At 68.3% G+C, this 14,728-nt stretch carries 10 protein-coding genes; 4 read left to right on the top strand and 6 right to left on the bottom strand.

Annotated elements, in window-relative coordinates; all coding sequences use genetic code 11:
• Positions 1-1,944, top strand: coding sequence for a CocE/NonD family hydrolase (locus BMW54_RS02785; protein ID WP_090052813.1), 1,944 nt, complete (start codon positions 1-3; stop codon positions 1,942-1,944).
• 111 nt (positions 1,945-2,055) lie between these two features.
• On the opposite strand, the gene BMW54_RS02780 is transcribed toward BMW54_RS02785, so the two are convergent.
• The 5 genes from BMW54_RS02780 to BMW54_RS02760 all read right to left on the bottom strand — a co-directional run bounded on the left by BMW54_RS02780 (position 2,056) and on the right by BMW54_RS02760 (position 6,569).
• Entirely contained in the window at positions 2,056-3,492 is a 1,437-nt protein-coding gene (locus BMW54_RS02780) for a catalase (protein ID WP_090055627.1), read from the bottom strand.
• Between the two features lie 253 nt (positions 3,493-3,745).
• On the bottom strand, positions 3,746-4,405 hold the full coding sequence (locus BMW54_RS02775; RefSeq protein ID WP_090052812.1) for a DsbA family oxidoreductase: 660 nt from the start codon (positions 4,403-4,405) through the stop codon (positions 3,746-3,748).
• A gap of 80 nt (positions 4,406-4,485) precedes the next feature.
• Complete coding sequence (locus BMW54_RS02770) at positions 4,486-5,196, bottom strand: SDR family NAD(P)-dependent oxidoreductase (protein ID WP_090052810.1); 711 nt, start codon at positions 5,194-5,196, stop codon at positions 4,486-4,488.
• 84 nt (positions 5,197-5,280) lie between these two features.
• Entirely contained in the window at positions 5,281-6,192 is a 912-nt protein-coding gene (locus tag BMW54_RS02765) for an enoyl-CoA hydratase/isomerase family protein (protein ID WP_217642586.1), read from the bottom strand.
• Between the two features lie 164 nt (positions 6,193-6,356).
• A complete protein-coding gene (locus tag BMW54_RS02760; protein WP_090052806.1) occupies positions 6,357-6,569 on the bottom strand; it encodes a tautomerase family protein in 213 nt (70 codons plus the stop codon).
• Positions 6,570-6,692: 123 nt separating this feature from the next.
• On the opposite strand from BMW54_RS02760, the gene BMW54_RS02755 reads away from it, so the two are divergent.
• Positions 6,693-7,613 (top strand): LysR family transcriptional regulator, encoded by a 921-nt coding sequence (locus BMW54_RS02755; RefSeq protein ID WP_090052804.1) that lies wholly within the window; start codon positions 6,693-6,695, stop codon positions 7,611-7,613.
• A 4-nt stretch (positions 7,614-7,617) separates the two neighbouring features.
• Here the strand turns inward: BMW54_RS02755 and BMW54_RS02750 are convergent, their stop codons facing one another.
• Positions 7,618-13,038, bottom strand: a complete 5,421-nt coding sequence (locus BMW54_RS02750; RefSeq protein ID WP_139206018.1) for an autotransporter outer membrane beta-barrel domain-containing protein — start codon at positions 13,036-13,038, stop codon at positions 7,618-7,620.
• A gap of 259 nt (positions 13,039-13,297) precedes the next feature.
• On the opposite strand from BMW54_RS02750, the gene asd reads away from it, so the two are divergent.
• Both asd and BMW54_RS02740 read left to right on the top strand, forming a co-directional pair.
• Positions 13,298-14,143, top strand: a complete 846-nt coding sequence (asd, locus tag BMW54_RS02745; protein WP_090052801.1) for an archaetidylserine decarboxylase — start codon at positions 13,298-13,300, stop codon at positions 14,141-14,143.
• Positions 14,144-14,279: 136 nt separating this feature from the next.
• Positions 14,280-14,726: a hypothetical protein gene (locus BMW54_RS02740; RefSeq protein WP_175472740.1), complete on the top strand. Its 447-nt coding sequence runs from the start codon at positions 14,280-14,282 to the stop codon at positions 14,724-14,726.
• Positions 14,727-14,728 lie beyond the last annotated feature (2 nt).

The following is a 14,728-nucleotide window of genomic DNA, read 5'->3' as shown; positions in this document are numbered from 1 at the left end:
ATGCAAGCACTGTTGCGACTCGGTTTCGTCGCGCTCGCCGCCGGGGTCCTCGCGACCCCGGCGGCCGGTGGCGAGCGGACCTACAAGGAGCTGCCCACGGAAATCCCGGCGACGTTCACGCCGGTGACCGCGGGCTTCGATTACGAACGGCGCACGATCGACATTCCCATGCGCGACGGCGTGAAGCTGCACACCGTCATCGTGCTGCCGAAGGGCGCCCGGCACGCCGGCATCCTGCTCACGCGCACACCCTACGGGGCCGACGGCATGGGCCATCGCTCCGATAGCCCGCGGCTCGACACGATGCTGCGCGGCTACGACAACCCCGCCGACATCGTCGCGCAGGACGGCTACATCCGGGTGATCCAGGACATCCGCGGCAAGCACGGCTCCGAGGGCGACTTCGTGATGAACCGTCCGCCCAGCGGTCATGGCAATCCCACGCCGATCGATGAATCGTCCGACATCTACGACACGATCGACTGGCTCGTGAAACACGTGCCCGAGTCCAACGGCAAGGTCGGCATCATCGGCATCAGCTACGACGGCTTCGAGGCGATGGTCGCCACGATCCACCCGCATCCCGCCCTCAAGGTGGCCGTGCCGATCAACCCGATGATCGACGGCTGGATGGGCGACGACTGGTTCCACCGCGGCGCCTTCCGCCAGCAGATGATCCCCTACATCTATGGCATGGTGAACTCCCGCGGCAGCGACATCGGCTGGTCCAGCGGCTACCGCGACGACTACGATCTCTACCTCCGCGGCGGCTCGGCTGGCGACATCGGCCGCGCCTACGGCATGGAGGCGCTGGGCTTCTGGCAGAAGCTGCTCGCGCACCCGGCCTACGACAGCTTCTGGTCCGAGCAGGCGCTCGACCGCATCGCCGCCAAAGAGCCGATGACGGTACCCACGATGCTCGTGCACAGCCTCTGGGATCAGGAAGACAACTATGGCGACATGGCGGTCTACCGCGCGCTGGCACCACGCGATCCGACGCACGAGAAGCTGTGGCTGGTGATCGGTCCGTGGCGGCACGCCAAGACCTGGGAGAAGGCGAACACGATCGGCGCCCTCGATCTCGGCAGCGACACCGGCACGACGTTCCGCCGCGAGATCCTCCGCCCGTTCCTCGCGCAATACCTCAAGGACGGGGCGCCTCGAGCGGATATCGCGCCGGTCAACGCGTTCGTGACCGGCGACAACGTCTGGCGCAAGCTCGATACCTGGCCGTCGTCGTCCCGGCACGGTGGCGCACCCGTGCACCACCGCTGGTACGTCCAGGCCGATGGCGGCCTCGGCGAAGCGCTGCCCGCCGCCGGCTCGGACGAGTACGTGTCCGACCCGGCCAAACCCGTGCCCTATCGTGTGCGCCCGATCCAGCCGTGGTCGCACGGTGTCCCCGACCAGGTGGAAAGCTGGCCCGAATGGCTGGTCGACGACCAGCGCCAGTTCGCCACGCGCACCGACGTGCTCACCTATGTGTCGCCCGTGCTCGACAAGCCGATGGGCGTGGCCGGCGAACCGCTCGTGCACCTGCTCGCCTCCACCAGCGGCACGGACAGCGACTGGGTCGTCAAGCTGATCGACGTCTATCCCGACGAAGTCGAAGAGAAGCCGTCGATGGGTGGTTACCAGCTGCCGGTGGCGATGGAGATCTTCCGCGGGCGCTACCGCGAGGGATACGACCGGCCGAAGGCGCTCACGCCCGACCGGCCACTGCCCTACGAGATCCCGCTACCCACGGTGAACCACGTGTTCCAGCCGGGCCATCGCGTGATGGTGCAGATCCAGTCGAGCTGGTTCCCGCTGTACGACCGAAACCCGCAGACCTTCGTGCCGAACATCTTCAATGCGAAGCCGGCGGACTACCGCAAGGCGACGCAGCGGATCGTTCGCGATGGGGCGAGCGGCACGTATGTGGAGTTGCCCGTGACTCAGTGACGCGCGAGGTAGGGCGCCATTCGCGCGCGAGCGCGCTCCCACCCGCCGGTAGCGAGACATCTGCCACCGGGTGGGAGCGCGCTCGCGCGCGAAGTGACGGAGCGCGACGCCTCAGCCCAGCTGGCGGATCGCCTCGGCCACGCCCTGGCCGTACTCCGGATGGCAGGCGGTGCAGTTGGCGATGTGCCGATCGACGACCTGCTGCGACGCGCCCTTGATCGCCCGCGCGGTGTTGCCGAACAGCACGTCGCGCTGCTCCGCCGACATCATCTCGAACAGCTTGCGGGGCTGCGAGAAGTAGTCGGTGTCCTCGCGGTGGTTCCAGCGCTTGGCCACCGTTTCACCCAGATCCAGCGGCGGCTCGGAGAAGTCCGGCTGCGCCTGCAGGGCGCCGTAGCTGTTCGGCTCGTAGTGCGTCGAACCGCCACCGTTGCCGTCCACGCGCATGGCGCCGTCGCGATGGTAGCTGTGCACCGGGCAGCGCGCGGCGTTCACCGGGATCTGCGCGTAGTTGACGCCGAGGCGGTAGCGCTGCGTGTCGCCGTACGAGAAGAGACGACCCTGCAGCATCTTGTCGGGCGAGAAGCCGATGCCCGGCACGATCACCGCCGGCGAGAAGGCCGCCTGCTCGATGTCCTGGAAGAAGTTCTCCGGATTCCGGTTCAGCTCCATCACGCCGACCTCGATCAGCGGATAGTCGCCGTGCGGCCACACCTTGGTCAGGTCGAACGGGTTGTACGGCGTCTTCGCCGCGTCGGCCTCCGGCATCACCTGCACGTAGAGCGTCCACTTCGGGAACTCGCCGCGCTCGATCGATTCGTAGAGGTCGCGCTGGTGGGTCTCGCGATCGCCGGCGATGGCGGCGCCCGCCTCGGCGTCGGTGTAATTCTGGATGCCCTGCTGGGTCCGGAACGTGAACTTCACCCAGAAGCGCTCGTTGGCCGCGTTGATGAAGCTGTAGGTATGGCTGCCGAAGCCATGCATGTGACGGAACGACTTCGGGATGCCGCGCTCGCTCATCACGATGGTGACCTGGTGCAGCGCCTCGGGCAGCAGCGTCCAGTAGTCCCAGTTATTGTTCGCGCTGCGCAGGCCGGTCCGCGGATCGCGCTTGATCGCATGGTTGAGATCGGGGAACTTCAGCGGATCGCGGATGAAGAACACCGGCGTGTTGTTGCCGACGAGGTCCCAGTTACCCTCTTCCGTGTAGAACTTCAGCGCGAAGCCGCGGATGTCGCGCTCGGCGTCCGCCGCTCCACGCTCGCCGGCCACCGTCGAGAAGCGGGCCATCATCTCGGTCTTCTTGCCCACTTCCGAGAAGATCTTCGCGCGGGTGTACTTCGTGATGTCGTGGGTGACGGTGAACGTGCCGAACGCTCCCGCGCCCTTGGCGTGCATGCGACGCTCGGGAATGACCTCGCGATCGAAGTGCGCCAGCTTCTCGAGGAACCAGACGTCCTGCAGAAGGGCCGGGCCACGCGGCCCCGCCGTCATGGTGTTGTTGTCGTCGACGACGGGGGCGCCGAAGGCGGTGGTCAGCTTGCTCATCCAGGTATCACCCTTGCGATAGGTCGTGCCGCGGCGGTCGCCGCGGCGAGGCTGCAACGTTAGGTACAGCCGACCCGCAAGGGAAATTCATTCTCTTCATCGCGTCGATAGGGGCCGGCTATGGGGCGACGCGGCGACGAATCGTCGCAACGGCGCGGACGATCATCGTCTCGACGTCGAGCATGCCTCTCGCCCTCGCTTCCGGCTTGCAAATCCCTGCGGCGTCATGCGCAGGCACGATCGGATGCTCGTATCACGCCGCCGCCATCGCCGCGGCTTCCAGCAAGCGGACGTAGCCATCCACGTCCTGCGAACCGGCGAAGAGCAGCCGGCCGCCGGCCATGTAGCTCGGCACGGCCGTGATGCCGGCATCGCGTACGGCTCGTTCAAGGCGGGGAATCTCGGCGCGCAGCGGGATGGATCGCTCCACGGCGCCTGGCGACATGCCGCTATCCATGGCGACGGCGTCGAGCACCGCGTGATCGCCGATGTCCCTGCCTTGCGCGAAGTAGGCGACGAACAGCGCGTCGATCACGTCGTGCTGCAGCGACGAACCACCTTCGGCGTACGCGAGTCGAGACAGGGCGTGGGCGGCGAGCGTGCTGGGTGTGCGGGTCTGCGCGTCGTAGTCGAAGACCGCGCTGACGGCGCGTCCCGCCGCGACCGCGCGGGCGTCCATCGCCGAGGCGTTCGCCCAGCTGCCGAAACGTGCGCTACGGAACGTGCGGCGATCCATGCCCTCGGGCGGCATCGTCGGATTGAGCTGATACGGCATCCATTCGACATCGATGTCGATGCCCTTCTCCGCCAGTCGCGCCAGCGCCTTGTCGAGGCTTCGCTTGCCGATGTAACACCACGGGCAGATGACGTCGGAGGCGATCTGCAGGGCGAAAGATGTCGGGTTGTCACTCATGGGAAATCCTCGTGGCGTCGCGGGGGTGCACCGGACGTGCACCCTCGCGGTATCGCGGCCTGCCCCGCGACGGGTGGGAATCAACGACCGGCGTTCTGACCGCCGTCGACGTAGAGCACTTCGCCCGTCGCGAAGCCCGCCGACTCCAGGTAGAGCACCGCGTCGACGACGTCGCTCACCTCGCCCACCCGCTTCTGCGGATTCAGCGTGCCGAGGAACTCGAGCGCCTCCGCGCTGTGCAGCGGCGTGCGGATGAACCCGGGGGCCACGGCGTTGACGCGGATGCCCTGCTGCGCGTACTCGACGGCCAGCTCCTTCACCACCGAGGTCAGACCACCCTTCGTGATGTTCGCGAGCGCGGCCGGGATACCGGCGATGGCCTGGTTGACGAACGGCGTCGTGATGTTCACCACGTGGCCCGAGCCCTGGACGAGCATCTGGCGGATGGCGCGCTGCGTGATGTGGAAGAACCCGGTGAGGTTCGTACCGATCATCGCGGCGTAGTCGTCCGCCGTGTAGTCGGTGAACGGCTTGGCGACGAAGATCCCCGCGTTGTTGACCAGCGTATCGACGCGGCCGAAACGCGCGATGGCTTCGCCGATCACACGATCGGCCGTGGCCGGATCCGCGATGTCGCCGGGGATGGCGAGCACGCCCGCGTCGGGACCCTGCGTGATCGAACGTGAGGTCGCGACGACGTTGTAACCGCGGGCGCGATAGCCCTCGACGAGGCCGGCGCCGATGCCCTGGGAGCCGCCGGTGATGACCGCTACTTTCTGTACGTTGCTCATGATGTTTCTCGCTGTGTGGTGGATGAAAGGCAAAAAAAACCCGGATCGCGAGATCCGGGTCGGGGATGTCGCTGGTGTGACGCGTCATTTTTCGGGCGTCGTGCCCGTCAAACGTCCGGTGTAGACCGGCAACCGCCGCTCGACGTCGGGATTCTTCTGCAGGCCCTCTTTCATGAGTTCCGTGATGCGTGTCTGTGCCGCCGGACGCTGGACGGACTGGATGAAGCTGTCCCAGCCGCGTGCGATGCGCTCGTTCGATGGGAGGCTCACCGCGTCGACTTCCGCCTTGATGTCGGCGAGCGTCTGCTTGTCGAAGCGCGAAATCCGCTGCGCCATCGCATCGACGAAAGCATCCAGCTGCGCGTCCGGCAGCGACCGGTTCACGTAGCCGTAGCGCTCGGCGAGATCGCCGTCGATGTCGCTACCGGTGAGCACGACTTCCAGCGCCCTCCCGCGACCCATGAGTTCCGGGAGCCGGGCCATCGGGCCGCCGCCCGGCACGAAGCCCGCGCCAACCTCGAACTGGGAAAGCAATGCCTTTTCCCGGCTGGCGAAGCGCATGTCGCTCGCCAGCGACAATTCGCTTCCGACACCGGAGGCGCGTCCGCGAATCTTTGCGATCGATACCACCGGGGCCTTGCTCAGGCGGATCAGCATGTCCGGCAGCGGCGGCATGCCCAGAGGTCCGTTCGGCATGCTCGTGGTGGCCTTCAGCGGCGGAACGAAGTCGTAATGCGTGAGGAAAAATCCCGGCACATCGCTTTCGAACACCACCACGCGCAGCTCCGGGTCTTTTTCGATAGCGGTGATCACCTCGTTCAACTGCGGGATCGTCTCCGGCCCGAAGATGTTGAACGGCGGGTTGTGCAATGTGACTCGCCAGTACGCCGGCGACACCTTGTCCACGAGGATCTCCCGTCGACCGGTTGCCACGGGCCCGTCAGCATCGTTGGCAAAGACAGGTGAGGCGGCGAACGTGCCGACCGCCAGGAGCATGGCGAGGAAGGGCCTTTTCATGACGTAACCTCCGCGGGTGGATGGGAGCCGCTCCCGTCCCGGTGCGAGCAGGGAGGGATATTCCGGAAACGCTCCGCCAAGCTTCCGGCGGCCGTGACGTGGCGGCTTGGAAAGACGTTCCCGGACCGCCCTGTTCCTTACCGTCACGCAGGACCGGGATCCGGCCCTCTGAGCGTCGAGGTGGGCACGCCGCGGTAGCCCCAGTCCTCCATCGCGACCTCTTCGATCACGATGTGGGTGAGCTCCGGCGCCTTGCCGAGGACCCGCTCCATCGTGTCGGTGATCTCCTTGATCACCTGCGCCTTCTGGGCCGGCGTGTTGCCCTCTTTGGTGATGCGAACGCTGATGAAAGGCATGGCATGTGCTCCGCTGCAGGTTCACCGATCCGGGTTGGCCCCCGGGCTGGTGAATAATCTATTGATGCGCGACCTGCGGATAAATAAGATCGGAAGCAATTGAATCGTTACATGGTGTAATCCATGCACAGGCAATTCGACGACCTGATGCTGGGCAGCGTCGAGCTCTTCTGCCTGGCGGGCGAGCTGGGTGGATTCACGGCGGCGGCCACCGCGGCAGGCGTCACGCCCGCCGCGGTGAGCCGCGCGGTGGCGCGACTCGAAGCGCGGCTGGGCATTCGACTGTTCGTACGCAGCACGCGACAGATCCGGCTCACCGACGCCGGCCGCGTCTACATGGAGCAGTGCCGCCAGGCGCTCGCGCAGTTCGCCGACGCCGAGCGCATGGCGACCGGCGAGGAAACGCGACTATCGGGGCGGCTGCGCATCAGCGTGCCGACGACGTACGGCCATTACCGTCTTCTGCCGCTCCTGCCGGCATTTCATCGCGAACATCCCGACGTCCGTCTCGACCTGCACATCAGCAATCGCAACATCGGCTTCGCCGACGAGGCCTTCGACCTCGCCATCCGCGTCCGCCCGCAGGCGGACTCGACGATGATCGTTCGGCATCTCGAAGACGCGCCGCTGGTCGTCGTCGCATCGCCCGCGTATCTGAAGGAGCGGCGCGCGCCGAAGACGCTCGCCGACCTCGCCGGGCACGAATGCATCCAGTTCGACCTGCCCAGCAGCGGACGCCGCATCCCGTGGCTGTTCCGCGAGAACGGGCAGGATGTGGAGTACGAGGCCGAGAGCGCGTACACGGTGGCCGAGGACGTCCTGGGCGGCGTGACGCTCGCCCGCGCCGGCGCGGGGCTGTTCCAGGCGTACCGCTTCGTCGTGCAGAAAGACTTGGCCGACGGCACGCTGGTCGAGGTACTACCGAAACTCGGCGGCCGCTCGCGCCCCTACAACCTGCTCTATCCCCACAGTCGGTTCGTGCCACCCCGCGTCCGCGCCTTCATCGACTTCCTCACCACCGAGGTCGCGACCGCGTCGTCGTAGCGCGTCAGAACGTCCAGCGCACGCCGATGTTCGCGGACCAGCCGCGTGCGCCGGCGTCGCCGAGGTTCTTCTGCCAGTCGGCTTCGCCGTAAATGGCCAGCCCGCGAATCCACGTGTACGTACCGCCGAGGCCGAATTCCAGCAGCCTCCCGAAGCGGCCGCCCGCGAACCGCCGTGATACGTCGTATCCCGCGGCACCCACGGTGACGTCCGGACGACCGCCCCATCCGCGTACATAGTTCACGCGCGCGTAGGGCGTCGCCCTGTCGCCCGAGTCCGTAAGCCATGTGCGGTCGACGCGCAGCCCCGCCCGGCCGACGGTCTGTTCGAACGCGTCGTAATGCGTGGTCGTGGCGTCACGATCGGTCTGGTCTCGCAGCCCGATGTGCTGGCGGACGAGCTGCAGCTGCGGTTCGATGCGCCAACCGCCGTCGAGGATGAACGGATAGCCCGTCTCGACCGAGCCTGTCCAGCCGCTGCCGCGTAGCCGTGCGACATCCTTCGCACGCGCGGTATCAACGTCGCCACGATGCCGGTCGCCCGAGGCCACGATGTCGACGTAGTAACCGCCGCGGTGCTGCCAGGTCACGAACATCGCGATGGAATTCGAGGTGAACTTCGCATGGCTGTAGCCGTCGGCGGCCTTCGGATCGAGGCGTGTCGTGCCGTGCGTGTAGGCGACTCCCGCGCGTAGCGCCGAACGTTCCGCGTCCACCGCGAAGACGTTCGCACCCACCTGCACCGCGCGCATGTCGAGATCGTAGTCGAAGCCGAAATCGCGGAACGACCGGTCGGTCGCGTAGTGATAGTCGCCGCCGAGGTAGCGTACAAACGTGTCGCCGCCGAGCCCCTCGTCGCCATCCGCATCGCGGATCTCACCGAGGCGCCGGTGCAGGTTGTCGATCGTGCGGTACCCATACATCGCGAGCGCTGAAGGTGACACCACGTACGTGGGCACCTGCGGGACGACGGCCGCCCGCGCCTCGACCCGTGCCAGTGGCGCGACACCCGCCGCCGGCGCGACGTACGGCGTGCCTGCGGCTGGCGTCGGGGCGGGCGACGCGGTCGTCGGCGCGGGGCACGGTCCATCGCAGACGATCACGTTGGCCAGCCGGTAATCCCAGAAGCCGCCGCTGCCGCCGACGACGCGCTGCGCCACGTCGCTCGCTTCCGGCGCGAACGCGTAGAGCCCGTATTGCCAGGGGCCGAAGGCGAGGTATCCGCCGTCGAGACGGAACGCGCCGCCCGCGGACGCGCCGGCGACCTGCACGATCGAGATGCCTTCGCCGGCAGCCACGTATCCGCTCGCATCCGTATCGGTGAACGCGCCCGTGCTCGCGGTGGCGGCGATCGCGTCGATGCGCGTCTCGCCGGACGCATCGCCCTGCACGAGCAGGCGGTCGGTCGCCTGTGCCGCGAGGGACCCGCCGGCGTCGAGGCGGCTGACGAGGCGAAGGCGGCCGGGCCCGCCGGCATAGTTTCCATCGATGGTGAGGGAATTCCCCGGCGAGCCGCTGCCATTCGTGAGATCGATCAGGCCCGCGTTCGCGACGCTGGCCGAACCGGCCGTCGCGCCGGCGATGACGGGATGCACGCCGTCGCCGGCGAACAGCGTCGAGGACGCGTCGATCGTCACGTCGCTGTTCGCGAGGCGCAGGTGATCGGTGAGCGTGAACGACGCGCCGTTGGTGAACGCGATGGTGTTCCAGCCCGAGCCGAGATTGACGCCCCTGGCGAGCGTGTCGGCCGTGAACGAACCGCCCCGGGCCTGCGTGCTGTCGAACGTCAGCGTGTTGCCGCCACCGTCGCCCGCCACGAGGTGATACGTGGTGGCGGTATCGACGGCGCCGATGGTCGCCGCGTTGCCTGCGCCGTCGCCCATCGTGAGTCCGCCGTCGAGCGTACCGCCGGTCCACGCGAACGTGTCGCCGCCGTCGCCCGTCGCCACGTCGCCGCGCACGGCGCCGGAAGCCAGCGCGATCGCGTCGCGTCCCGTGGCGCCACGCACGGCGATCGCCGAGGGCGTCGCGGCCGCGATGATGCCGCCGTTGGTGAACCGCGTGCCGCCACCGTTGGCAAGGTCCACCACGGGCGACACCGTGCTCGACGACATGAGCACGCCGCCGTTCGTCACGGACGACGACGTGCCGGCGACGAGCGCGGAGCCACCCGCGACGTCACGGACGTCGACGGCGGCGGACGAGACCACGGCGCCGGTGGTGAGCGCCTGAATCCCTGTCGCGCCGGGACCGTTGGCATGGATGACGAATCCCGGGCCGACGGTGAGGGCGCCATCGGCCACGCTCCCATCCGCCCGGCGAAACGCGTAACCGGTTCCCCTGCCCTCGATGTCCACGGTCGCCGTCGAGGCGGGGTCGATCGCCGTCGCCGTACGCAATCCCGCGCCGTCACCGACGCGCAGGGTGGCGCCGCTCAGCGTGATCGCCGCGATCTCCGCGGCGTTCTCGATCGCGCTGCCCGAGCCCAGCGTGGCGATCGTCGTGCCGTTGGCCGTCAGCGACGTGGCCCCCGTATCGAGGAGCACGCCGTGCGCGCCACCTCGCGTGACGATCGCCGAATCGCCCGCGCCCAGCAGCAGGCCCGCCCCGTCCAGCAGTTGCACGCCCGCGACGCCATCGTCCACGGCGATCGAGCCGGCCGGATTCAGGCGCTGGGTTCCGGCGCCCTCGACGCGGACGCCGGTGCCGCTGCCCACGTGGATCGAACCGTCGTTCGCGAACGTGCCGCCCGAGCGCAGCAGCGCGCCCGTCGCGGCGGGCCCGGAGAGATCGACGGTCGCGCTGTTCGTCCCGCGCGCGCCGGTTTCCACGATGAAGCCCGTGGCGTTCGCGCCGGTGAAACGCATCGCGCCGGCGTTGGACAGCGACGCGCCGTTACGTGCGATGTAGCCGATGACGCCGGCCTGCGACGCGTCGAGCGCCGCGAGACTCGTCAGCGACGTCGACGCCAGCGGCGAGGCCGTCGCGGCGCCCGTCAACGCGTGCTTCTGCCCATCCGCGATGCCGGCGATCGCTCCCGCACCGGTCAGCGACATCGTGGTGGCGGCATCGATCGTCGCGTTGGCGCCGCCCTCCGCGATCACGCCTTGCGCGGCGGCGCCCGATAAGGTGATCACCGCGTTCTTCGTGTTGAGCACCGAGCCGGTGCCGCTGCCGAGTATCCCGATGGACTGCGCGCCGGATGCGCGCATGGTCAGGCCCGTGCCGTCGAAGTCGGCGCCCATATCCAGCCGGAACAGCGTCGACTGCGCGGTGGACACATCGAGGGTGGAACCGCCGTTGACGTTGATGTGCGCGTCGTTGCCAAAGGCGAAGAACCCGATCTGCCGCGTGCCCGACGCGAACGCCGGAGCCGCGCCGGCCGCGACGTCGACCGTCGCGCGGCCGCGCGCGTGGATGCCGATGGCACCGTCGCCCAGAAGGTTCACCGCGCCGCGCACGTCGGCCCGCGCCGTGGCCGCGCCCTGTCCCTCGGCCCAGACGCCGTAGTTGCGCGTGCCGCTCGCGGGATCCGCACCGCCGGCGACGTTGATGATGCCCGTCGACGACACGAGCGAGGCGACGCCGGCCGTCGACAGCGCCTTGACGCCGGTGCCGTTGACGCCGGACAGGTTGATCGTGCCGCTGTGGGTGACGCCGCCCGCCGCGCCACCGTTCTGGACGAGCAGTCCGACGTTCTCGCGCGGCACCGCCGCGGCGCGCCCGCCGACGTCGATGATCCCCGCGTTGTTCACGACGGCGGTCGGCGACGTTACGAGGATGCCCGCCGCGTTCTGCGTGAACGTACCGATCGCGATGCGACCGAGGTTGGTGACACTGCCCGCGACGGGCACGTTGATGCCGGTCGTGAGCGTGCCCTGGTTCACGGCGATGTCGAACGACGGCGCGGCGGGATCGGTCTGCGGACCGCGGCCGATGTAGATCGTGCCGGTGGCCGTGTTGGTGAAGCGCGCGGTCGCGTCGTTGACGTACACGCCGTCCATCGAACCGTTCGAGCGCGAGCCGGTGACGCCCACGTTGACGATGCCCGCGTTCGTGGCGACGCTCCCCGCCCCCACCCGGATGCCCGTCGACTTGCCGGCGCCGTTCGTCGCGCCGGTGGCGAGATTCAGTATCCCCGGATTGTCGAACGTGCTGCCGGCGACCACGTCGACGACGTTCGAGCCGACCTGTCCGTTGATGATCAGCCCCGCCGCGTTGCGGAAGAAGTTGCCATTGATGACGCCGTTGTTGGTGCCCGTGCTGCCACCGGTCAGCAGGAGCGCCGTGCCGTCGCCGGTGGCGTGCACCGTGGCCAGCGTGCCGTCGATGACGGCGCTCGCCCCACCCTCCGCGCGCACCGCGCCGTTGTTCGCGTTCTGCACCTCCAGCGTCGCGCCGGCCGCGACGTGCCCGTGGGCGTTCGATCCGACGAGGTGCATCGCGATGCGATTTCCGATCGGCTGCGCGACTTCGTCGGGCGGACTGTCCGCGGTGATGCCATAGACGATCTGCTCGGTCGTCGACGTGTAGCCAAGGGCGAAAAGCGCGCCGTAACGGGCGGGATCGAGGTTGCCCGCCTGCATCTGCGCGATGAGGAAATCGTTGTACGCGCGCAGTTCCGCGTCGTTGGTCACCGTGTGCGTCGTGCTGGCGCCGTCGGTGGTGGTGACGGCGAACGTCCCGCCGTAATGCGAGACGAACGTGACGCCGAACGTCTGCGGCACGCTGGGCTCGGCGACCTGGCCGATGAAGATGATGCGGTTGCTGGAGGTCCACTCGATGTCGCTGGCCGCGCCGCCCGTTCCGTCCGCGAAGAACAGCGAACTCTGCTTCGCCGCCATCGTCCACGCGTTGGTCGACGCCCCGCTTTCGGCGCCCGGCTGTCCGATGGCGACGTTCAGGCGGCCACCCGCCGATGTCACCGTCCCGATGCGCGCGTCGAGGTACTGCTGATCCTCGACGTCCACCGTGTCGGGAACGGTGCTGGCCTCCGTGTAGGGAGTAAGGGGCACCAGGTTCGCGGAGTTGTAGGCCGACACGACACGCCGTCCACCCGTGATCGGGTCGGGCACGCTCACGCCGAAGTTCTGCGTGCCGGGATTGAGCCGCGCCGCGCCGATCCATTCCTTGCCGGACTGGATGCGACCCAGCGCGTCGAGGGCGCCGAGAGTCGTCTCCTGCCCGCCCGCGATGCCGGGCACGAATTGCTGGTTACCACTAAGGGTGACGGTTCCGCCGGGATCGACGATCGTCTGGCCGACCTTCGCGTCGTTGTCGACCGGGTTGTAGGCCGGCAACGTGACGGTCTGCGCGCTGGCGTCGACCGGAGTGCCGAGGAGCGCCAGCGCGATGCCGGCGGAGAGAACGCGATGCATCCCGATGCCGCCCCGCGAGGGGCGTGCTGCCGCGTGCCACGATTCCATGTCGTCTACCCCGTCGCGACCACCGATGTCCGGTGGTTCTGGCGCGCGTGGTACGTCCAGATACGGCCGCAGGCTCCCCCCCTGCTCGCCCGCGCCCCGGCCCTCGTGGCCGCTGCGCGGCATCGGCCCGTTGCTCAGCGAACGGGTCGTCCCGGCGCGGTTATCGCGCGCGAACCATTAAACGGGCGTGGAGGAATGGTTACGCCGAGCGACGGGTACGAGGGTGGTGGATCGGGCGCGCTCCCCTATACTCCCGCGCATGAAGCCCAACGTCCTGCTGCAGTACATCCTCCCCCACCGCTTCCTTTCCCGCATCGTCTACCAGGCGACGCGCTGGGAATGGGCCCCGTGGAAGAACTTCCTCATCGGGGAGATCGTCAAGCGCTACGACGTGGACATGAGCCAGGCCGCGCAGCCGGATCCGTTCGCCTACCAGCACTTCAACGCGTTCTTCACCCGCAAGCTGAAGCCCGATGCGAGACGCGCGGACCCGGACCCGCAGGCGATCGTTTCGCCGGCGGACGGCCGGATCAGCCAGTCGGGGCGCATCCGCGACGGCCGCATCTTCCAGGCCAAGGGCCAGGAATACACCGCCGCCGAGCTGCTGGGGAACGAGGCGGCGGCGGCACCCTTCCGCAACGGCAGCTTCGTCACGATCTACCTGTCGCCGCGCGATTACCACCGCGTGCACATGCCGCTGGAAGGCGAGCTCACGGGCACGACGCACGTGCCCGGCCGCATCTTCAGCGTCGCCCCCTTCGCCGTCGAGGCGATCCCGCGCCTGTTCGCACGCAACGAGCGCCTCGTCTGCCACTTCGACGGTGCGCATGGCCCGTTCGTGTCGGTGATGGTCGGCGCCATCCTGGTGTCCAGCGTGGCCACCGTGTGGGACGGGCTGGCGATTCCGCCCTACGCCCATGAGATCCGTCGCAACGACTGCCGGGGCCGCGGCGTCCGCCTCGAACGCTTCGGCGAGATGGCCCGCTTCAACATGGGCTCGACCGTGATCCTGCTCCTGCCGGAGGGCTACGAACTGGACGAACTTCAACCGCAACAACAGGTTGTCGTCGGCCAGCGGCTCGGACGCTGGGCTGGCGAGGCCTGAGGGACTGACCGCCCGCGTCACAATGTGACGAAAACGTCTTACATTTGACGCATGGCCAGCGTATTCTTCGTCGACCATCGCCTCCGGGGAAAGGCGATCGGTCCGATCGAAGCATCCGTACTAGGGGAAGTCGTCCATGCGTCTGGTCAGTCATCTCATCGCCGTCAACCGCGAAATCCGCCTCCGCCGGCAGCTCGCCGACATTGAACGCGTCGTGCTCGCACTGCCCGTGCGCGCCCATGCCGATCTGCAGCAGCTGGTCCGCCGGGAGATGGAGCAGGCCGCCGCCTGCGATTTCCCCCACCTCTACGGCACCCCGCCGGAAGAACGCTACAGCACCTATGGCCATGGCCCCGATATCGGGCTGGGCAAGGCGCGCTCCGACAACCCGCTGATCGCCACGCGCGGCGTCGCGCTGTGGATCGCGTCCGTCTATCACGAGACGCTGGATGCGCGTCGTCCGGGCATGGAAGACCTGCACCGGCAGATCCTGCGCCTTATGCGCCAGATCAAGGAGCTCTCGGCGGCGGAACGACGTGACCCCGCCGCCGCGTGGATGAGCCAGCCGCAGGCGGTGGCGTAACG

Source organism: Luteibacter sp. 329MFSha (genome assembly GCF_900111665.1).
In the GTDB taxonomy this organism is placed as follows: domain Bacteria; phylum Pseudomonadota; class Gammaproteobacteria; order Xanthomonadales; family Rhodanobacteraceae; genus Luteibacter.
The sequence above is the reverse complement of the archived record's forward strand: the minus strand, read 5'-3'. Positions and strand labels throughout refer to the sequence as shown.